At 48.8% G+C, this 20651-nt stretch carries 17 protein-coding genes; 13 read left to right on the forward strand and 4 right to left on the reverse strand.

Annotation, left to right across the window (positions count from 1 at the left end; genetic code table 11):
- Positions 1 to 215: 215 nt before the first annotated feature.
- The 6 genes from IEW26_RS06965 (at position 216) to IEW26_RS06990 (ending at position 8814) form a co-directional block, all read left to right on the forward strand.
- The gene (locus tag IEW26_RS06965) at positions 216 to 2507 is read left to right on the forward strand and encodes a glycosyl hydrolase (RefSeq protein ID WP_188592370.1); all 2292 of its coding nucleotides are present in this window, start codon (positions 216 to 218) and stop codon (positions 2505 to 2507) included.
- A 709-nt stretch (positions 2508 to 3216) separates the two neighbouring features.
- The gene (gene glpX / locus IEW26_RS06970; protein WP_188591826.1) at positions 3217 to 4299 is read left to right on the forward strand and encodes a class II fructose-bisphosphatase; all 1083 of its coding nucleotides are present in this window, start codon (positions 3217 to 3219) and stop codon (positions 4297 to 4299) included.
- Between the two features lie 228 nt (positions 4300 to 4527).
- A complete protein-coding gene (locus IEW26_RS06975) occupies positions 4528 to 5547 on the forward strand; it encodes a LacI family DNA-binding transcriptional regulator (RefSeq protein ID WP_145401989.1) in 1020 nt (339 codons plus the stop codon).
- A 44-nt stretch (positions 5548 to 5591) separates the two neighbouring features.
- Positions 5592 to 6764: a Gfo/Idh/MocA family protein gene (locus tag IEW26_RS06980; RefSeq protein ID WP_188591827.1), complete on the forward strand. Its 1173-nt coding sequence runs from the start codon at positions 5592 to 5594 to the stop codon at positions 6762 to 6764.
- 51 nt (positions 6765 to 6815) lie between these two features.
- On the forward strand, positions 6816 to 7541 hold the full coding sequence (locus IEW26_RS06985) for a ThuA domain-containing protein (protein ID WP_145403655.1): 726 nt from the start codon (positions 6816 to 6818) through the stop codon (positions 7539 to 7541).
- Between the two features lie 166 nt (positions 7542 to 7707).
- Positions 7708 to 8814, forward strand: a complete 1107-nt coding sequence (locus IEW26_RS06990) for a Gfo/Idh/MocA family protein (RefSeq protein ID WP_111271688.1) — start codon at positions 7708 to 7710, stop codon at positions 8812 to 8814.
- A gap of 240 nt (positions 8815 to 9054) precedes the next feature.
- Here IEW26_RS06990 and IEW26_RS06995 read toward each other — a convergent pair whose 3' ends face one another.
- Entirely contained in the window at positions 9055 to 9873 is an 819-nt protein-coding gene (locus IEW26_RS06995; RefSeq protein WP_188591828.1) for an SPL family radical SAM protein, read from the reverse strand.
- Positions 9870 to 10457: a bifunctional transcriptional activator/DNA repair enzyme AdaA gene (locus IEW26_RS07000; RefSeq protein ID WP_188591829.1), complete on the reverse strand. Its 588-nt coding sequence runs from the start codon at positions 10455 to 10457 to the stop codon at positions 9870 to 9872. Before IEW26_RS07000 ends, IEW26_RS06995 begins: the two co-directional genes overlap by 4 nt.
- A gap of 334 nt (positions 10458 to 10791) precedes the next feature.
- Between IEW26_RS07000 and IEW26_RS07005 the strand changes: the two genes are divergently transcribed.
- Genes IEW26_RS07005 through IEW26_RS07015 form a run of 3 tightly spaced genes read left to right on the forward strand, consistent with a single transcriptional unit; the run spans position 10792 to position 13454 of the window.
- Positions 10792 to 11772, forward strand: coding sequence for a Gfo/Idh/MocA family protein (locus IEW26_RS07005; protein ID WP_188591830.1), 981 nt, complete (start codon positions 10792 to 10794; stop codon positions 11770 to 11772).
- A gap of 25 nt (positions 11773 to 11797) precedes the next feature.
- Positions 11798 to 12538: a class I SAM-dependent methyltransferase gene (locus tag IEW26_RS07010; RefSeq protein ID WP_188591831.1), complete on the forward strand. Its 741-nt coding sequence runs from the start codon at positions 11798 to 11800 to the stop codon at positions 12536 to 12538.
- Positions 12539 to 12560: 22 nt separating this feature from the next.
- On the forward strand, positions 12561 to 13454 hold the full coding sequence (locus IEW26_RS07015; RefSeq protein WP_188591832.1) for an NAD-dependent epimerase/dehydratase family protein: 894 nt from the start codon (positions 12561 to 12563) through the stop codon (positions 13452 to 13454).
- A 95-nt stretch (positions 13455 to 13549) separates the two neighbouring features.
- Here the strand turns inward: IEW26_RS07015 and IEW26_RS07020 are convergent, their stop codons facing one another.
- Positions 13550 to 14563 (reverse strand): LacI family DNA-binding transcriptional regulator, encoded by a 1014-nt coding sequence (locus IEW26_RS07020; RefSeq protein ID WP_188591833.1) that lies wholly within the window; start codon positions 14561 to 14563, stop codon positions 13550 to 13552.
- A gap of 395 nt (positions 14564 to 14958) precedes the next feature.
- Here IEW26_RS07020 and IEW26_RS07025 point away from each other — a divergent pair, with 395 nt between their 5' ends.
- From IEW26_RS07025 to IEW26_RS07040, 4 genes are all read left to right on the forward strand, one after another.
- Entirely contained in the window at positions 14959 to 16749 is a 1791-nt protein-coding gene (locus tag IEW26_RS07025; protein ID WP_373288453.1) for an L-fucose isomerase, read from the forward strand.
- A 24-nt stretch (positions 16750 to 16773) separates the two neighbouring features.
- Positions 16774 to 18279, forward strand: coding sequence for a rhamnulokinase (locus IEW26_RS07030; protein WP_188591835.1), 1506 nt, complete (start codon positions 16774 to 16776; stop codon positions 18277 to 18279).
- 60 nt (positions 18280 to 18339) lie between these two features.
- Entirely contained in the window at positions 18340 to 19002 is a 663-nt protein-coding gene (locus tag IEW26_RS07035; protein ID WP_188591836.1) for a class II aldolase/adducin family protein, read from the forward strand.
- Between the two features lie 187 nt (positions 19003 to 19189).
- Entirely contained in the window at positions 19190 to 19546 is a 357-nt protein-coding gene (locus IEW26_RS07040) for a hypothetical protein (RefSeq protein WP_145402000.1), read from the forward strand.
- Between the two features lie 246 nt (positions 19547 to 19792).
- Here IEW26_RS07040 and IEW26_RS07045 read toward each other — a convergent pair whose 3' ends face one another.
- Positions 19793 to 20419 (reverse strand): FMN-dependent NADH-azoreductase, encoded by a 627-nt coding sequence (locus IEW26_RS07045; protein WP_188591837.1) that lies wholly within the window; start codon positions 20417 to 20419, stop codon positions 19793 to 19795.
- Between the last annotated feature and the right edge of the window lie 232 nt (positions 20420 to 20651).

Raw genomic sequence — 20651 nt, forward strand, 5'->3', positions numbered from 1 at the left:
AAGCGGACGATCATTGGTTAGAATAAATCGTTTTCGAAATCGGAATAACCATATATTTACAACTTTTCTCACTCGTGGTATGTTTACTTTGAAAGCGTCATCATGATCAGGTTTATGCACATTTCGCTCTCACATTTCAAAGGGAAAGGGAGATGGAAATGAAGATCGGAATGAATACGGGATGGAGGAAAAGGCTTCAGAGAACAGCTGTAGTAATGCTGACAGGTGCTATGCTGCTGAGTACTCTCTTGCTAGGTTTGCTTGCATTAGGAGTACCTGATACAGCTCATGCGGATGCACCGCTGTTGACCATTGAAGGCGAGGATGCAGAGTTAAGCCCCGAACTACAAGTGGTTACTGAGATTTATGGACAGCCCAAGCCCGGATATTCAGGAAGCGGGTTCGTCTGGATGCAGGGCTCGGGAACGATTACTTTAAACGTGACTGTGCCGGAAACAGGCATGTACAGCATCTCCACACGTTATATGCAGGAGCTTAGCATGGATGGTCGGCTGCAATATTTGGCGGTAAACGGAATGACCAAAGGCTCCTATATGCTTCCTTACACGACGACATGGTCGGATTATGATTTTGGTTTTCACAAATTGAACAAGGGTAACAACTCGATTCAGCTGAAGGCTGGCTGGGGCTACGCTTATTTTGATATGTTCACGGTGGATTATGCCGATCTTGATCCGCTGAATGTGCAGCCTGTACTGACCGACCCTCAGGCTACGCCGGAAACGCAAATATTAATGAACTACTTGACGGAGGTATACGGACACAACATTATTTCGGGACAACAGGAGATCTATGGAGGAGGGAATGACGGAAATGCTGAGCTGGAGTTCGAATGGATACATGATCTGACGGGCAAATATCCCGCAATTCGTGGATTCGACTTCCTGAATTATAATCCGCTCTACGGCTGGGAGGACGGAACCACCAATCGGATGATTGACTGGGTTAACAACCGTGGTGGTATTGCAACGGCATCCTGGCATATTACTGTACCACGCAACTTTAATACGTATCAGCTGGGCGATTTCGTAGATTGGAAGGAGGCGACCTATAAACCGACCGAAACGAATTTTGATACAGCCAAAGCGGTTATTCCCGGTACAAAGGAATATCAATATGTCATGATGACGATTGCCGATCTGGCGGAGCAGCTGCAGATTTTACAGGATAACGATGTGCCGGTCATCTTCCGTCCGTATCATGAAGCAGAAGGGAACGGAGGCTTGAACGGAGAAGGCGCATGGTTCTGGTGGGCTTCTGCTGGAGCGGATGTTTATAAAAAGTTATGGGATATGCTCTACACGGAGCTGACTGAAACCTACGATCTGCACAATCTGATCTGGACGTACAACAGCTACGTATACAGCACTTCGCCAGCATGGTACCCGGGAGATGATCAGGTGGATCTGGTCGGTTATGACAAATACAATACGATCTACAATCGGTATGACGGTTTATCCGGTGTACCGAATGAGGATGCGATATCTTCCATTTTCTATCAGCTGGTGAAGCTGACTAATGGCAAGAAGATGGTGGCCATGACAGAAAATGATACGGTTCCAAGTGTGAAGAATCTTACGGAGGAAAAAGCGGGCTGGCTCTATTTCTGTCCGTGGTACGGCGAACATCTGATGAGCGATGCGTTCAATTATCCGGCTACACTGAAGACGCTCTATCAGAGCGACTATGTGATTACCCTGGATGAGCTGCCAGATCTGAAGGTGAATCAGCCGAATCCGAGTGCATCTATCTCACCCGAGAGTGCAAGCTTTGATAAAGCAGCAGGGGCTGGTCAGGATATTACGATTACACTTACGTTGAACGGACATCAGCTCACGAACATTTCAAAGGGCGGTGTGCATCTTGTATCCGGCCAGGATTATACAGCATCGGGATCAACGGTAGTTTTTAACTCGTCTTACCTGTCCACTTTGCCTGTGGGCCAGTCAAGTCTGACTTTTCATTTTGATGGTGGGAAAGCTGCTGTTCTCAAATTGAATGTAACGGATAGTTCGGTGGTTGAACCAACGGACCCACAATTAACGATTCAGGCGTATAATGGCAATACAAGTGCCTCTACCAATGGTATTGCTCCCAAATTCAAGCTGATTAATTCCGGGGATACAGACATTCAGCTTAGCGATGTGAAGGTACGGTACTACTATACGATTGATGGTGAGGAAGCACAGACCTTATGGACGGATTGGTCGAGTATTGGAAGTGCCAATGTCACCAGTACATTTGTGAAGATGACACCACCGGCTGCCGGAGCTGACTTTTATGTGGAGCTGGGCTTCACCAGCAGTGCCGGAGTGTTGAAGCCTGGCGGGAGTGCAGAGATTCAGGCACGTTTCTCCAAAAATAACTGGTCCAATTACAATCAGGCAGATGACTATTCCTTTATGGCTTCAGGGAGTCAGTATACGGACCATAATAAGGTTACCGGATATGTAAACGATCAGTTAGTGTGGGGCATTGAACCTTAATGAACATGAAATAGATAGAAGACCAAGTCAGTGAAGCAGCTGATTTGGTCTTTTTTTAGCTGGATGAGATCGATGGATGAGATGTATTATAAAATTTGTAGAAAATTATGGTTTGATCATTCAAAAAAAATATAACGTAATTAATATTATGTAAACTCATATTTTTCGATATCCAATATAGACTGTATCTATGACATTAGCAAAGGCTAAAGTCCTGATTAATACTTTAAAATATATCTCTTTGCAGTCACTTGAATACCGCTGGATTACTCTCATAAGTGACTCGATACTTCCATTTTATTAGCACATATTGAAGCAGATGAGAATTCCCGAAAATCGTTTTCGATTTTGTCAAAATACGGGCAGACCAAGCTCTGATTATGAATGCAAAATGTGATGCTGCTTAGGTTAGAGGAAGTTCGTGCTTCACTGAAGAGAGAAGTGTTGCCATCCGAACAAAAGGCACAAAAATAGCCAGAAAAATTGGAAAAAATATTAATGTTTGAAGGGGGGGGAAAGGAACAAAATCAAGCTGCAATGAAATGTCTTGAACCCGAAAAAAAGTTAAATTAATAAATGTTAAAATAAGTAAAGTGAAGTGAAAAATACTGTCGCTGCGCTGATTATAGATTGATTTCATATGGATTTGCGATAGATTTCGGCTGCCCTTCACGTTATGCTGTGAAAAACCAGAAGGGAAGTGGCAGGCATGGAACGCGAACTGGCGTTGGAAATTGTACGAGTAACAGAATTGGCAGCATTAGCTTCAGCCCCGTGGATGGGAAGAGGCGACAAGAACAGTGCGGATGAGGCAGCTACTTTGGCCATGCGGGCCATGTTCGATTCCGTGTCTATTCGCGGAACCGTTGTCATTGGGGAAGGCGAGATGGATGAAGCTCCGATGCTGTACATCGGTGAGGAAGTAGGCAATGCGGAAGGGCCGGAGGTTGACGTGGCCGTTGATCCTCTGGAGGGCACAGAGATTGTAGCCAAAGGTCTGAATAACGCGTTGTCAGTCATTGCTGTGGCGGGAAAAGGCAATCTGCTGCATGCTCCGGATATGTATATGGAGAAGCTGGCTGTTGGCCCTGCACTTGTGGGCAAGGTCAGCATTGAAGACCCGGTTGAGGTGACGCTGGAAAAGGCTGCTGCCGCCCTGAACAAAAATATATCCGATCTGACAGTCATGATACTTGACCGTGTACGGCATGAGAGCACGATCAAGACACTGCGCAAAGTGGGTGTTCGGATCAAGTTTCTTAGTGATGGCGACGTTGCGGGAGCAATGGCTCCTGCTTTCCCCGAAGCGGGCATCGATCTGTATGTCGGATCAGGCGGAGCACCTGAAGGGGTGCTCGCAGCAGCAGCTTTATCCTGCCTGGGAGGCGAGATTCAAGGTCGTTTGATGCCTGCCAATGCAGATGAGTTCCAGCGCTGCCTGCAGATGGGGATCGACAATCCATACAAGGTGTTAACGATGGAGGACATGATCGGTACAGAGGATGTTATTTTTGCCGCTACGGGTGTAACACCGGGTGAGATCCTTGGTGGAGTGCGCTATCTTGCAGATGACCGGGCAGAGACGGATTCCATCGTTATGCGTGCCAAAACCAAAACCATTCGTTTTATTCGGTCCCAGCACTTTTTACCTAACAAGGAGGTCCTGCATAAAGTTCGCAAGCTTCAAGCTTCGGCCGAACCGTCGGATCGTGTGCGCAAGCTTAGCAAGGATAAGGAGCAGGCCGAATTTAATCAGTCCGCCAAGGAACCTAGCGCTGCAGCAAAGGCATAAAACTTTATCTTCATCTGTACAATAAAGTTTCATTTATAATAGAAGTCATTATGAACTGGGTCATAGACAAATCAAGAATGAGGAAAAAGGTTAATCCTGAATTCCTCATTCTTTTTTTGTTGTTTTTGCATTGACAACGGTTACATGCCATGAGAAAATGTACGCGCGTACATAAATTAAAATACTGCTGATTATAACTGCGCAATTCATCTGAAGGGGGTGAAGGACATGGCTTCTCGCAGAGAAGTGGCTGAGCTTGCAGGGGTATCCGAGGCAACGGTATCCAGGGTTCTCAACGGCGTTGGACCGATCAGGGAGGAGACTCGCCGCAGGGTGCTTGAAGCTTCCGAGCGTTTAGGTTATGTGCCCAGTGCACTTGCCCGCAGCTTTGCCAGAAGCAAAAGCGGTAATCTGGGTGTTGTGCTGCCCTATGTTCCTAAGGCACATCTGTTTTCGGCCTATTTTTTCTCGGAAATGTTAAGCGGCATTGGAAGCAAAGCGCGAGACAACGGTCTTGATCTGCTGGTCATGTTTCGAACACCGGGTGAGGTTATGAATTATACCGATCTGTTCCGAAGACAGAAGATTGATGCTTGTATCATTCTGGGTGCAAGGCATGATCATGATGAGCTGGCTGCGATCCAGCAGCTGGACCGGGAAGGACATCCGTTCTGCGTGATGAACCAGCATTTTGCAGGGGAGTCATTCTCAGAAGTGGATGCTGATCATATCGAGGGCAGCCGTCTTGCTGTACGTCATCTCACCGATCAGGGTTATCGCAGCATAGCTTTTCTGAACGGACCAGACAGCTACTCGAACAGTCAGGAACGGATGGAAGGTGTACGACTGGGTCTGCAGCAGGCTGGCATGGAGCTTGATCCGAGTCTGCTGCTTGAAGGCAATTACAGCAGACGGAGCGGGATCGAGGCAGCAGCAATCATTGCTGAACGCTTGCATGAGATTGATGCAGTCTTTGCAGCGAATGACCGGATGGCGATCGGAGTGATGCATGGCTTGCGTGAACGGGGGGTACGGGTCGAGGATTTCCCCGCCTTCGTTGGTTATGATGATTCCGATGCAGCCGAGATGGCCGTTCCGGCACTAAGCAGTGTACGAGTTCCCTTTTTCGAGATGGGCGAGATTGCAGTCTCCAAATTGATGCATCCTGCTGGAGCATTGCAGTCTCCAAGGACACTTCTGCCAACTGAATTGATTGTTCGAGCCTCATCCAGTCGAAACGTGATGTAGATATGAGATTGATTTTATATATTTTATCTGAGGAGGAAATGTTCATGTCAAAACGTCTTCGTGTAGGAATGGTTGGATACAAGTTTATGGGGAAGGCCCATAGCAATGCATATCGCAGTTTACCGATGTTTTTCCCCTCTGCTCCACTGCAGCCCGAAATGTCTGTCATCTGCGGGCGCAATGAGCAGGGCGTGCAGGCGGCGGCAAGTCAGTTTGGATGGTCCGAGAGTGTTACGGATTGGCGTGAACTGGTGAGACGGGATGATATTGACCTGATTGATATCAATGCTCCAAGTGATGCTCATAAAGAGATTGCGCTTGAGGCTGCTTGTCAAGGCAAGCATCTGTTCTGTGAGAAGCCGCTTGCGCTCTCGCTGGCTGACTCCCGTGAGATGCTGAAGGCCGCCGAAGAAGCGGGCATCACTCATATGGTCGGCTTCAACTATCGTTTCTCTCCAGCCGTGCAGCTGGCAAAGGATCTGATCGAGAGCGGACGTTTGGGCAAAATCTATCATTTCCGTGCGTTTTTCCTTCAGGACTGGATTCTGGACCCGAACTTCCCGCTCGTATGGCGTCTGCAAAAAGAAGTCGCTGGCTCTGGCTCACATGGTGATCTTGGAGCACATTTGATCGATCTGGCCCGTTTCCTCGTTGGCGAGTTCCAGGAGGTCATCGGCATGAGTGAAACGTTCATCAAAGAACGTCCGCTTGCGTCCGAGATGACAGGTCTAAGCGCAAAAGGCAGTTCAAGTGCAGATGCACCGAAAGGTGAAGTAACGGTGGATGATGCTACGCTATTCCTCGCAAGATTCGCGGGCGGAGCACTCGGCAGCTTCGAAGCGACACGATTTGCGGCGGGTCATCGCAGCACGAATTCTTTTGAGATTAACGGCAGCCTGGGCAGTGTGCGTTTTGATTTTGAACGGATGAACGAGCTGGAAGTGTATTTCACAACGGATGATGAGGATGTGCAGGGCTTCCGCCGCGTACTGGCTACCGATCCTGCGCATAAATATGCCGAAGCCTGGTGGCCTGCCGGTCACACAATCGGTTTTGAGCACACCTTTACACATGAGATGCTGGAGCTTGTTACGGCAATTTCCGAGGGTCGTCAGCCGTCGCCAAGCTTCCATGATGGAGTTGCGTGTCAAGCTGTACTGGAAGCGGTAGAACGCTCGGTCGCTGAGCGTCGCTGGGTTCCGCTTGAAGAGATGTAATAATGAACGACGCAAATCAAATTGAATGAAACGAAAGCGAGTGATCAAGCGATGAAGAAAGCATTGATTGTATGGGGCGGCTGGGATGGACATGAGCCGGAGCAGGTAGCAGCCATTTTTGAACGTATCCTGAAGGAAGAGCAGTTTGAGGTTGAGGTTTCCAACACGCTGGAGTCCTATGCGGATGCAGAGAAGCTTCGCGGTCTGGATCTCATTGTACCTCTATGGACGATGGGACAGATTGAGCAAGAGCTCGTCAATAACGTTTCAGCGGCTGTACAGAGCGGTGTAGGTCTTGCCGGGCTGCATGGCGGCATGTGTGATGCGTTTCGTACGAACGTAGACTGGCAGTTTATGACAGGTGGACAGTGGGTAGCTCATCCAGGGAATGACGGTGTGGAGTACATGGTCAATATCAAACGCGGCTCCAGCCCGCTCTTTGATCATATCGAGGATTTCCAGGTGAAAAGCGAGCAGTATTACCTGCATGTTGATCCCGCTGTGGAGGTACTGGCAACCACTCGCTTCCCGATCGTATCAGGGCCTCACGCAGCAAACGGACCAGTTGATATGCCTGTAGCCTGGACGAAGCGCTGGGGCGCAGGGCGTGTATTCTACAACTCGCTCGGACATCATGCGGATATCGTAGATATGAAGCCGGTAACCGAGATGATGCGCAGTGGTTTCCTCTGGACAGCAGCTGGCAAAGAGCTGGCGAAAAGCAGATCAACAGGTGCAGCTGAGGCTTACACAGGCATGGCTGACAATCAAACCTGAGGCTGACATTTTACCTGTAATCAGACCTTGGCAGGTTTGACGTTTGGAATATTTCTATCTCATATCTAGTTGAGTGTGTACGATGAACTAAAATCTGCCGACTTGAAAGATATTTATGCAGGATTTTACTACCCTATATTTGATCCACGGCGAAGGGAGCAAGAGTATGAAAACAATGAAAGTTGGTATTATCGGCTGTGGTAAAATCAGCGGCATCTACATGGAGAATTGTCACCGTTTCGAGGTGCTTGAGCTTGTGGCTGTAGCCGATCTGGACCGGAAGCGCGCAGAGGAGCAGGCCGCAGCCTACAACGTGCCCAATGTATATACTGTAGACGAAATGTTCGCTGACCCCGAGATTGAGCTGATTATCAACCTGACAATCCCTGCTGTCCATGCAGAGGTATGCATCCGTGCATTGGAATCGGGCAAGCACGTTTATGTTGAAAAGCCGCTTGCAGTGACTCGTGAGGAAGGGCAGGCAGTGCTGGAGACAGCTAAACGTAAAGGTCTTCTGGTGGGCTGTGCCCCTGAAACGTTCTTTGGTTCAGGTATTCAGACGGCACTTCAGCTCGTAGAGGATGGAATTATCGGCAAGCCGGTAGCGGCAACAGCCTTTATGATGAGCCGGGGACATGAATTCTGGCATCCGGATCCTGAATTTTATTACGCCAGTGGTGGCGGGCCTATGTTTGATATGGGGCCTTATTATCTGACTGCACTTGTGCAGCTGCTGGGACCGATCAAATCTATTGCCGGAATGACCGGGAAAGCGATGAATGAACGTATGATTACCAGTGAGAAAAAAAGGGGCCAGATCATACCCGTCGACATCCCGACGCATGTCACCGGTCTGCTGCAATTTGAGCAAGGAGCGATCGGTACGCTCATTACAAGCTTTGATGTGTTTGGTGGAAGTGCACTGCCTCCGATTGAGATTTACGGCACACATGGCACACTACAGGTGCCTGATCCGAACACCTTTGGCGGCCCGGTACGATACCGTTTGATGGGCGAGCACGAATGGACAGAAGCTCCGCTGCTCCCGGGATATCAGCAAAATACACGCGGCATCGGCGTCGCAGATATGGCTTATGCGGTGCAGAGTGGACGTGCACACCGGGCCAGCGGTGAGCTGGCCTATCATGTGCTCGAAGCGATGTGGGCGTTCCATGATTCTTCAGATGAGCAGACCTTCTACGCGATGAAGAGCACATGCGAGCGTCCAGCGGCTCTGCCTGTTAATCTTCCACTGTATACATTGGACAAATAATTTAAACGTATTAAGACTTGTGACGAATTGTTTGTATTAATGTAAGGCACCGTAAGGAATGTGAAGTAAAGTACAGGGAAGCTTTAAGTGAAGTGAAGTATAAAGTATATAGCCTGTTTTACCAACGAAGAAACAGCCTCTTTCCTGATGAACGGAAGGAGGCTGTTTTTTTGCTATTTCTGGTATGATCAAGAGTGGAAAGAGCTCTATGTTGATCTGTATGCAGAGTGCGCATCAATCTCATGGCTCAAATCCCGCCTGGCTAATATAAATTTCATGCTCGGCAAACTGCGTCCTCATCTGTTCTGCAACGCGTTTATACGCCCCGGGCTGAACCCATTGCTCCAGTCCAATCTCCTGGTAAAGCTGCTCCATTCCCAGTCTCCGCGTGCGCTTGCCTTCACTGCCATCTCCCATAAAATAATCATCAATGCAGACACGGTCAACGAGCGGTCTTAACGTAACAGCAAACTGATCACTGCTTGGCAGAACAGGTGCAATGGCCACCTGCGCTTGAATGCCGGCATCCCGCAATTGCTTGAGTGCATGCAATCGACCTGCAAGGGGCGGTGCGGCGGGTGTAAAGTGCTTGCGAATGTAATCTTGATCCGTCTCCACTGTCATGCTCACGCGCACCCGATCACCAAGCTGCTGGAGGAGATCGATATCACGGGTGACAAGTGGACTTCGAGTCTGTACCAGCACGAAATCGGGCGGGTGCAGCAGCATCGTTTCGAGCAAGGAACGGGTAATCCGTTCGCGAGCTTCGACGGGTTGATACGGGTCGGTGCTGGACGACATGAAAATGGTCACTTTACCTTTCTTACGGGCACGCTGCAGTTCCTTGGCGAGAATGCCGGCGGCTTCTTTTTTCACATCCACCCAGCTTCCCCAGTCTTCCTTGCGAAATAAGGAGACAGGCATCTGTCTGACGTAGCAGTAAGAGCATGCAAAGGAACAGCCAGTGTACGGATTCAAGGTGTGGGTGTAGCCGGACAGGAAGCCGCTGCCTTTGTTTAATAAAGTTTTGGGGAATTTATAGTTCAATTGAACGGTCATAAGCTGCTGCCTTGCTTTTCCCTGTAATGTGCAGGGGTGTAACCGATATGCTTGCGAAAAACGGAAACGAAATAAGCCGCGTTGGATATGCCTACCTGGCGTCCGATCTCGCTTACCGTTAAATGGGTTTGTTTCAGCAGTTCCTGAGCCTTGGTTACTCGTTTGGCTTGTATATATTGAACCGGGGTTTGTCCTGTAATGCGTTTGAACACCCGATGCAGGTGATATGGACTCCCGTGACTAACGGCAGCCAGCACATCCAGCGTTAACGCTTCGGTATAATGCTTGTCAATATAATCGGTAACTCCATAGATCCATTCCTGGTCTGGCACTCGTGCTCCAGTTGGCTTGCAGCGCTTGCACGGTCTGAACTGATGAGCCAAAGCTTGCTCTGCATAGGGAAAGATGAGCACGTTGTCGTATTTGGGCGGTCTCGACTTGCACGAGGGACGGCAGAAAATACCGGTCGTTTGCACCGCGTAAAAAAACGTACCATCGTACGTAGAATCGTTCTTGATTATTGCATTCCAATACTCCTCAGGAATGGTTTGTTTCAGGGAATGAAGCTGCTCTGTATGTTTCATGGAATCACCTCAGCTATAATTATACCCCTGACGATCAGAAAATCACGAGATTTCGAATCAAATCGCAAGATTTCAATATTAACCATATCTTTCTGGATTATCACAATGAACATATCTTTCTGAATTATTAAAGTTATCTCTTTTTCAAAATCATAATTAGCTCTTTTTTAAAATCACATTAATTTCTTTTTCATTAACGCAACGAGCTCTTTCTTCATTCCAATGGTATTATACGTTACAATAGAGAGACAGGTTGTGTAATAAGAATTACTCCAATGTTTTAACACATTTAATATCTAACAAATATCAGTCATAAGGAAAGAGGTAGATCGGTATGGTTCGATTCGGGGTCGTAGGTACGAATATGATTACGGAAAAGCTGCTAGAGTCAGCAGTACAGGTTCAAGGTTTCCAGCTTACAGCGGTATACTCGAGAACAGAGGAGAAAGCGAACGCGTTTGCGGATCGGTATGATGCAGCCCATCGCTTCACGGCTCTGGAGGAAATGGCGGCGAGCGATACGCTGGATGCAGTATATATTGCCACGCCAAATACACTGCATGCACAGCAGGCCGAATTGTTCCTGAGAAATGGCAAGCATGTATTGTGTGAGAAGCCGCTGGCGGCTAATCGTACTGAAGTGAGTCGTATGATTGAGACAGCACGGAAGCATGACGTTCTTTTGATGGAGGCCATGAAGTCAACGCTTGTTCCGGTGTTTAAAAGTGTGCAGCAGCATTTGCATAAAATCGGCCCTGTTCGCAAATACATAGCGGGTTATTCGCAATATTCCTCGCGTTATGACAAGTACAAGGAGGGCATCGTGCTTAACGCCTTCAAGCCTGAGCTGGCAAATGGAGCTTTGATGGACCTGGGCGTATATTGTTTATACCCGCTCATTACGTTGTTTGGTGCGCCAAAGCAGGTTCAATCACAAGCCACCATGCTGGAATCCGGTGTTGACGGGCAGGGCAGCGTGCTGCTGAATTATGACGGAATGGAAGCGGTGGTAACATACTCCAAAATCGCTAATTCGCATGCACCAAGCGAGATCATCGGAGAAAGAGGCAGTATCCTGATTGACAAGATCGGTGCGCCTGAACACGCTGAGATTCGTTATAATGACGGGACGGTCGAGCCATTGACCGTAGAGCAGCAAAATCCTGTGATGTATTATGAGATGGAGGAGTTTGTTAATCTGGTACAGCAAGGAAAGAAAGAATCTGCCATGAACACCTATGAACGATCTTACCAAACGATGCAGGTAATGGATCAAATCAGGCAGCAGATTGGTCTTGTTTTCCCTAACGATTAATGGACAGTGAGAGGATGACAGAGAGATGAGTAGAGATGAGCAGAGAAGTATGAACGATCAGCAGAGCAGAGAAGAGAGCAGCCTCGAACTGGCACAGATTGTGTTTATCGGAAGAACGTACGAAGAGTATATGAGCATGTTTCAATTGACAGAGCAGGAGCTTTCAGGCAAGCACATTCTCGATTGTCCCGGGGGTGCATGTTCCTTTAGCAGTCAGGCTCGGAAGCGCGGCGCACGTCCTGTGGCAGCCGATATCGTGTATCAGTTCGACACGAATGAGCTGAACGCCAAAGGGCTGCAGGACATTGAACATACGATGAAGCAGATGCAGGCTGCGCAGGGGGCATATGTCTGGGATCGGTTCGGTTCGATTCAGGGCTTGAAGGAAGAGCGGCTGCGTGCTATTACAGATTGTGTTGCGGACATGAGACAATATCCGGGCGGGTATACAGCAGCTGTATTGCCTGAACTTCCGTTTGCTGATGAACAGTTTGATTTAACCTTATCTGCGCATTTCCTGTTTACCTACGCGGATCGGCTGGATGTTGATTTTCATATGCAGACACTGCTGGAAATGCTGCGTGTAACCCGACATGAGGTGCGTGTTTTTCCGACCGTAGACTTGTCAGGCAAGCGTTATGAATATATGGATGAATTGAAGTCACTTTTGGAAAAAAGAGGATATATAGTATCCGAAGCCAAGACGTCATACGAATTCCAGCGGAATGCACATACCATGCTTCGTATTCAGAAGATGTCACACTAGATTAGCATTGGAGGGAAACCGGATGAAAAAGGTGCTTGTCCTTGGTGGTACGCGTTTTTTTGGCAAAAGATTGGTGGATCATCTGTTATGGGAAGGGAAATCGGAGATCACGGTCGCGACACGCGGCCAGACTGAAGTGGATTTTGGCGAGGAAGTGAAGCGAATTCGCATGGACCGGGAAGACCCCCAATCTGTCGCAGAGGCCGCGCAGTCTGATCAATGGGATGTTGTTTATGATAATATCTGTTATTCCCCGAATGAAGCGAAGGCTGCTTGTGAAGCATTTGCCGGACGTACGCAGCGATATGTGCTGACATCTACGCTGTCTGTATACGGGGAACCCAGACCAGGATTTGTGGAAACGGATTTTGATCCGTATACGTACCCGCTGCAGTATGGCGGCAAGGAGGATTTCAGTTATGGTGAGGGCAAACGGCTTGCAGAGGCTGTGTTCTTCCAAACGGCATCCTTCCCGGTAGCGGCGATGCGAATTCCAATTGTACTTGGAATAGACGATTACACAAGAAGACTTCATTTTCATATTAAACATGTGCAAAAAGGCAAACCGATCGGCATGCCAAATCCCGAAGCCGAGATTGGCTTCATTCATTCCACGGAAGCAGCTCGCTTTCTGGCCTGGCTTGGTCAGGTGTCGCTGACAGGTCCAGTGAATGCAGCATCCAAGGGCTCCATTACTCTCACAGCTATGATGCATCTTATCGAAACCGTGACGGGGATGCAGTCGCAGATTTTGAAGCAGACGGTGGACGAGGACATGTCACCCTTTGGAGTAGAGCAGTCCTGGACAATGGATACTTCAAAAGCGGAGCAGGCGGGGTATACGTTTGAAGCGCTCATGAACTGGTTCCCGGGTCTTGTGCGAGAGGTTGCGCTGGCTCTACAATCCGAGAAATAAAGTACGGAAGCAAGATGCAGGATGAACCAGAGAATTGCTCTCAGGGACATCCTGTTTTTCTTATGTATGCAGCGGGAAGATGGTTGCGGTAAACATCAGTCAGGGGCGGGAGTCGCAGCAGAAGCGCGTATTCGCATCTCCGAAGGTAAAATGATCGTCTGAGGGTCTGGAGGTAATTTTCCTTCGATACGATCAATCAGCATCTGCATCCCTTGATAACCGAATTCGTAGGCAGGCTGTGCAATGACCGTTAAGAAGGGATCAAAGGCCGACGCCAGATCAAGATCATCAAAGCATACGACGGAAATATCCTCCGGCACTCGAAGTCCGCGCTTGCGCAGCAAACGAATAACTCCAATCGCGAGCATGTTATTGGCTGCAAAGACAGCTGTAGGCTGCTGCGGGCGGGAAACCAGACGTTCCAACCCCTCATCATCACTGAAATCCCGATAGCTGGTACGAAGCACGAGCGAAGGATCGGGAGCAATTCCGGCTTCACGAAGCCCCTCTACATATCCCTCTTCACGTAATCTGGCTGTGGACACCTCGGATGAACCGTTCACCAGCGCGATGTGCTGATGTCCCAGCTTAATTAGATAACGCATAAGCTCCAGAGCGCCTTGACGGCTGTCTCCGGCAATGACATCGGAATGAATACTAGGTACTGTCCGATCCAGAAAAACAAATGGAATGTTTCGCGCCTGCAGCTGCTGCAAATGGGTAATAGAGCGATCACCTGCTGGAGCAAAGAGCACACCATCTACCCGTGTCGATAGAATAGCTTCCACATACTCCTTCTCTTTGTGATAGTCCTCGTCACTGTTGCCGAATAAAACACGGTATCCACGCAGATGTGCCGCATCTTCCGCTCCGCGTGCGAGCGTGGTATAGAAAGGGTTGGTAATGTCCGTAATAAGTAAAGAAAGCATCTGTGTTCGCTGAAGCACAAGACTCCGCGCATTGGAGTTAGGGATATACCCAAGCTCATCGATCACCTGCTGCACTCGCTCCCGCGTAGCTGTACTAATACGCCCGGTGCGATTAATCACTTTGGAGACGGTCATCGCGGAGACGTTGGCTTTTTTGGCAATATCATAAATAGTAATCACATGAAATCTGACCTTTCCGCAGTGTAGTCTTTTCATTTTATAGGATAATGTGGATTGACAGCAAGATATGCGCATGCTATGTTAGGGTTACCGATAACCCTAAACGGAATAAATGAATTAGACAGAAGAACCGCTCTCGTTCGTTTTCATGTATGTTCCCTTGTCCGACTAAGGTACAGCGAATGACATTAAATGATGAAGTCATGAGAGTGGTTTATTTTTTAACATAATGTAAACGCATTCAAAAAACGGAAGGTTATCGGCAGCCGCATTTTTCCGGTATGAAACAAGCAATTTTCCTCAAATCCGACCTCGACCTCGTATTCAGTCAGAATATTCTCAAATCCATATGCATTTATTGAAATGCACTAAAAGGAGGACGTTCTCGCATGACCATGACTCAACAGGATTACCGTTACAAACAGGATTTTCCTAAAATTGGTATTCGTCCCACGATAGATGGCAGACGCAAAGGGGTGCGCGAGTCACTGGAAGAACAAACGATGCGCATGGCTACGTCGGTAGCTGAGCTGATCTCAACAGAGCTTCGTTATCCAGATGGTTCTCCAGTACAATGTATCGTTGCCGAGAGCTGTATCGGAGGCGTTGCGGAAGCAGCGCAAGCAGCAGCCTTGTTCAGTCGTTCCAATGTAGGTGTAACGATTACGGTAACGCCATGCTGGTGTTATGGTACAGAAACGATGGATATGTCACCTTCAGTTCCTACGGCGATCTGGGGTTTTAACGGTACGGAGCGTCCAGGAGCTGTATATTTGGCGGCAGTGCTCTCTGCACACGCTCAGAAAGGTATTCCTGCGTTCGGCATCTATGGTGAAGAGGTGCAGGATGGGGGCGATTCTACGATTCCAGACGATGTGCGTGAGAAGCTGCTTCGTTTCAGTCGTGCAGGTCTTGCGGCGGCCATGATGAAGGGGCAAGCATATCTATCTATAGGCTCGGTGTCGATGGGGATTGCAGGCTCCATCGTGAATGATTCTTTTTTCCAGGAATATCTGGGCATGCGGAATGAATACGTGGATATGAGCGAATTGACGCGTCGGATGGAAGAGGGAATCTATGATCCTGAGGAATACAAGCTTGCACTCGCCTGGGTAAAGGAAAATTGCAGTGAGGGCCCGGATAACAACCCGGAGCATCTTCAAAGTGAACGGAAGCGCAAAGATGCCGAGTGGGAAACGGTGGTTAAAATGACTCAGATTGTACGTGATCTGATGGCAGGTAATCCTAAGCTCGCTGCTCTCGGGTTTGAAGAGGAAGCCATGGGACATCATGCGATTGTATCCGGGTTTCAGGGGCAGCGGCAGTGGACGGATCATGCACCCAATGGGGATTTTCTGGAGTCCATGCTGAACTCCTCCTTTGACTGGAACGGTAAACGTGCGCCATATCTGGTAGCTACGGAGAATGACAGTCTGAACGGTGTCTCTATGCTGTTTGGTTCTTTACTGACACATACCGCGCAGATCTTCGCCGATGTACGTACGTATTGGAGCCCTGAATCCGTGAAACGTGTGACAGGACATCAGCTGGAGGGGCAGGCCGCGGCAGGTATTTTGCATCTGATTAACTCAGGCTCTGCTGCGCTCGACGGTACGGGAGAGCAAACACGGGATGGCAAGCCTGTGCTCAAGCCTTTTTGGGAAATTACGGACGAGGAAGTGCAGAATTGTCTGAAAGCGACTTCATGGAGACCTGCTTCCGTTGAGTATTTTCGGGGCGGGGGCTATTCGGCGGACTTTCTCACCAAAGGCGGAATGCCGGTAACGATGACCCGCTTGAATCTGGTGAAAGGGTTAGGCCCAGTGCTGCAGCTGGCTCAAGGCTACACAGTGGACTTGCCTGAGCATGTGCATGACACATTGGATCAGCGGACTGATCCCACATGGCCATCCACCTGGTTTGCTCCGATACTGACGGGCTCAGGAGCCTTTACTTCAGTATACGAGGTGATGAACCAATGGGGGGCGAACCACGGTTCGATCTCGTATGGACACATCGGTGCGGACCTGATTACTCTCGCCTCCATATTACGTATTCCGGTCAATATGCACAATGTGCCTGAAGAAGACATTTTCCGTCCGCGTGCTTGGGGCATGTTTGGCACAAGTGAGCCGGAAAGTGCGGATTATCGCGCTTGTCATGTATTTGGCCCGCTGTATCGTTAAGACGCTGACCGAAGGGAGCATTCTATGGGAAATCAGGCTAACGCTGCGTATGTGCTTGCTGCCGATTTCGGCGCCGGAAGCGGACGGGTGGTTCGGGGAGCACTGGAGGGACGCAAGCTGACACTGCAAGAAGTTCATCGCTTTCCTAATGATCCTGTACAGCTTCGAACGGAATTATATTGGGACTTCCCGCTTTTATTTCATGAGCTGAAGCAGGGCATGATGAAAGGCACTGCCGGTTTATCCTCTGCCATACATTCTATTGCAGTTGATACGTGGGGCGTAGATTACGGACTGATCGATGGCAACGGCAGATTACTTGCTAATCCGCGTCATTACCGGGATGCACGCCATGGGGAATGGATGAAAGATGTGCTTTCTGTAGTGAGTGAGCAGGAGCTATATTCCATGTCCGGGGTACTGCCTCAACAGATTAATACGTTATTCCAGCTCTTTGGTGATTTTCGAGAACGGACAGCGGATGTCGATGCTGGCACGCGTTTGTTATTCATGCCGGACTTGTTCCACTACTATCTATCAGGTGAACAGGCTTGTGAGTATACGATTGCAAGCACAAGCGGTTTGCTTCATACCGGGGAAGCAAGATGGAATGAAGCATTGATGAGCCGTCTGGGTCTGCCGCATAGCTTGTTCCCGAAGCTTGTTCAGCCAGGCACCGTGCTTGGTGCATTAAACAGCGATCTGCTTCAAGAGCTGCGTAGTGGTCCGATGCACGTTGTTTCCGCAGGATCACATGATACAGCTTCAGCACTTGCAGCCATCCCTGCAACTGCATCTGAATATGCTTTTATCAGCTGCGGCACATGGTCTCTGATGGGCATTGAACGGGATGGCCCGGTGTTGAGTGATCTGAGCCGTAAGCTTGGATTTACTAATGAGGGAACGGTAAGCGGCAAGGTGAGGACGCTCAAAAACCGTTCAGGTCTCTGGCTGCTGCAGGAATGTAAACGCCAGTGGCAGCGGGAAAATCGGGTCTATTCCCATGAAGAGCTTATTCAGCTTGCTTCCCTGGCGCGTCCGCATCAATCATTTGTACCGCCTGGAGACGAGGTGTTCATGAGTCCTGGTGATATGCCGCAGCGAATTCGCCAGCACTGCCAAAGTACCAGCCAGAAGGTGCCTGATAGTGTCGGAGCGATCGTGCGCTGTATATTGGAAAGTCTCGCACTGGAGTTCAGGCAGACACTGGATGAACTTGAGCAGATTACAGGCAATAAACCTCCGGTTATTCACATGGTTGGAGGTGGGGTGAAGAATCGCTTGTTATGCCAGTTTACAGCGAATGCGGCTGGAGTCCCGGTAATCGCTGGGCCCGTTGAAGCATCTGCAGCAGGTAACTGCCTGATGCAGTATGTTGCACTTGGTGAACTAGACAGCTTGTCAGATGCACATGAAATTGCAGGGTGTTCTTTTGAACCTGACATCTACACGCCTGAGCAGCAGGATGGCTGGCAGGAGGCGTATGGGACGTATCAGCAATTAAATGGGTTGAAACAGGAGCAACCTTAATGCCATGAAACTGTAAGACAGAAGGAGTAAAAGAAACAGATAAAGGAGTGGTAGAGAAGCATGTCAGAACAACAGGTGCGAGAGGAATTGACCAAATACGCCCGTAAGGCGGTAGCTCAAGGACTGGTTGTTGGTCCAGGTGGGAACATTAGCGCGCGCTCAGATGGCACCATGCTCTTGTCACCGAGCGGCTTCGCGCTGGAGGAGCTGGAGCCGGATGAATGGATTGCCATTGATATAGAGACAGGAGAGACACGTGCAGGGGCCACACGTCCCTCTTCTGAAGTGCTGATGCATCTGTTCAGCTATCGTGTGAATCCCGATATTCAGGCCATTGTGCACACGCATCCCGCATATACGATTGCATTAAGTCTTGTCTATGACAGCCTGCCGCATTTGTTCCCTGACCAGTCAGCACTGGTTGGAGATATCGGATTTGTACCTTACGTATTGCCCACAACCAAGCTTCTGGCGGATGCCGTAGCTGCCAAAGTAACGGAGCACACAGCCCTTATCCTTGTCAATCACGGTCTGGTGACGACAGGCAAAAATCTGCGAGAAGCATATTACCGCACACAAGTGGTTGAAGAAAGTGCCAAGGTATATATGATTGCAAAGGCTGCGGGAGAACCCAAGGTTCTGACTGCCGAGCGATACAAAGAGATTCAGTCTCTTGAAAGTGAAGCCTACCGCGTGCAATTATTACAGCAGCTCAAGTCCTGATCAGTTCATTTCACCGTTCATATTGAGACATACTGAATGCGTACAAGCGATTGCAGTAGGAAATCCGGTTCGTCAGAATGTGACATGATCAAGTCAGGTTTTAACCTTTTTCTCGACAACTATTGCATAACCTGAAATACCGAGTATAATACTGGGTAAATAGAACGAAAAGGGGATGCAATAAACGATGAAAACATATGCTGAATTGAACTCACTTCTTGTTGACGATTATCTGGATCTCCTGAATATTGCAAAGCAGTTAGGTGATGAGGAGTGGAAGGACTCCATCCTGCAAGCCTTGAAGGAAGAAGTCGATTCCAACCATCACGTAGATTCCACCGAGGTGCGTCAGGATCTCTGGAATCAATTCGAGGATATTAATGAGCAGATGCACGATTTGTTGATGCAGCTGAAACATACAGATTCTCCTGAGGACAAGGAACAGATCATTGAACTGATCTGGGGGCTGAAAATAGATCGGCATGCGATCACTCGCAAGCTCGAAACGATGAGCCGTGCCAGCGCAGGAACGCCAAAACGATAACGTTTGTCTAAGCTAAACAACCCGCACCCGCCTTGAGTTTATACTCGAGGAAGTGGTGCGGGTTTTATTTGTTTTTTCAGCGGATTCGGACGTGTCTTGAGACCTACTGAAGTGCATCTTTTACCGCCTTTTCGCCCCCTGCTGCGTCACTTTCCCTTGACATGCCCCGGCACGCCTGCGGAAAACTTCCTGGCTTGGAACGAAAATTCAGCAAAATCTGCCGCCTTCAGAGTTTTCAGACAAGCCCTAAAACTGCTTGGCAAAACGCTGTGCTTCTTCGATTCCTTTTTGCTTGATTTCCTCTGCACGATCCTTGTACTGGTTATGACCTTCCACAAAAATGCCATCCAGCTTCGGCACGCCCAGAAATGACATGATAATGCTTAGATAACGATGCCCGGATTCCATCTCGGCTGCAGGACCCTCCGAGTAAACGCCACCTCGTGCCTGGATGTGCAGTGCCTTTTTGTCTGTGAGCAAACCGATGGGGCCCTGCTCTGTATAACGAAACGTTTTGCCTGCTACACAGATGGAATCAATGTAGGCTTTCAATACAGGCGGGAATGAGAAATTCCACAGCGGCGTAACAAATACGTATTTATCTGCACTCGCAAACTGGTCCGAAAGCTCGTTCAGACGCTGAACTTTGGCCTGCTCCTCAGAGGTCAGGTCTCCGCCAGCCTGAAGCTTGCCCCACCCGCTGAATACATCCGCATCAATATGTGGAATGTTGGAACGGTACAGATCGAGATGAATGATTTCGTCAGATGCATGGCTTTGCTTGTAAGCCTCAATGAAAGCTTTCCCGGCAGCCATACTGAAAGAGGTTTGATGATCATGCGGATGGGCAGTAATGTACAAGAGAGTTGACATCCATATTTCCTCGCTTTCCGAATATATGTTCATTGACTGGAGTAGTATGCTATGGGTAGCTTTATTTTATTCACTATGGTTAGGGATTACCCGCAGCATGAGAGTATTTTGGCAAAATATAGTGATGGGATACTTAATATATGTATAATATATAGGACGAGTATTTTGGTGGAGCAAGCCCAGTAAAACAAATGAAATCAGGCTAGATCCGAGATGTTCCACGTTTTCAATT

Origin of the sequence: Paenibacillus silvae, assembly GCF_014639235.1 — a bacterium.
In the GTDB taxonomy this organism is placed as follows: Bacteria; Bacillota; Bacilli; order Paenibacillales; family Paenibacillaceae; genus Paenibacillus; species Paenibacillus silvae.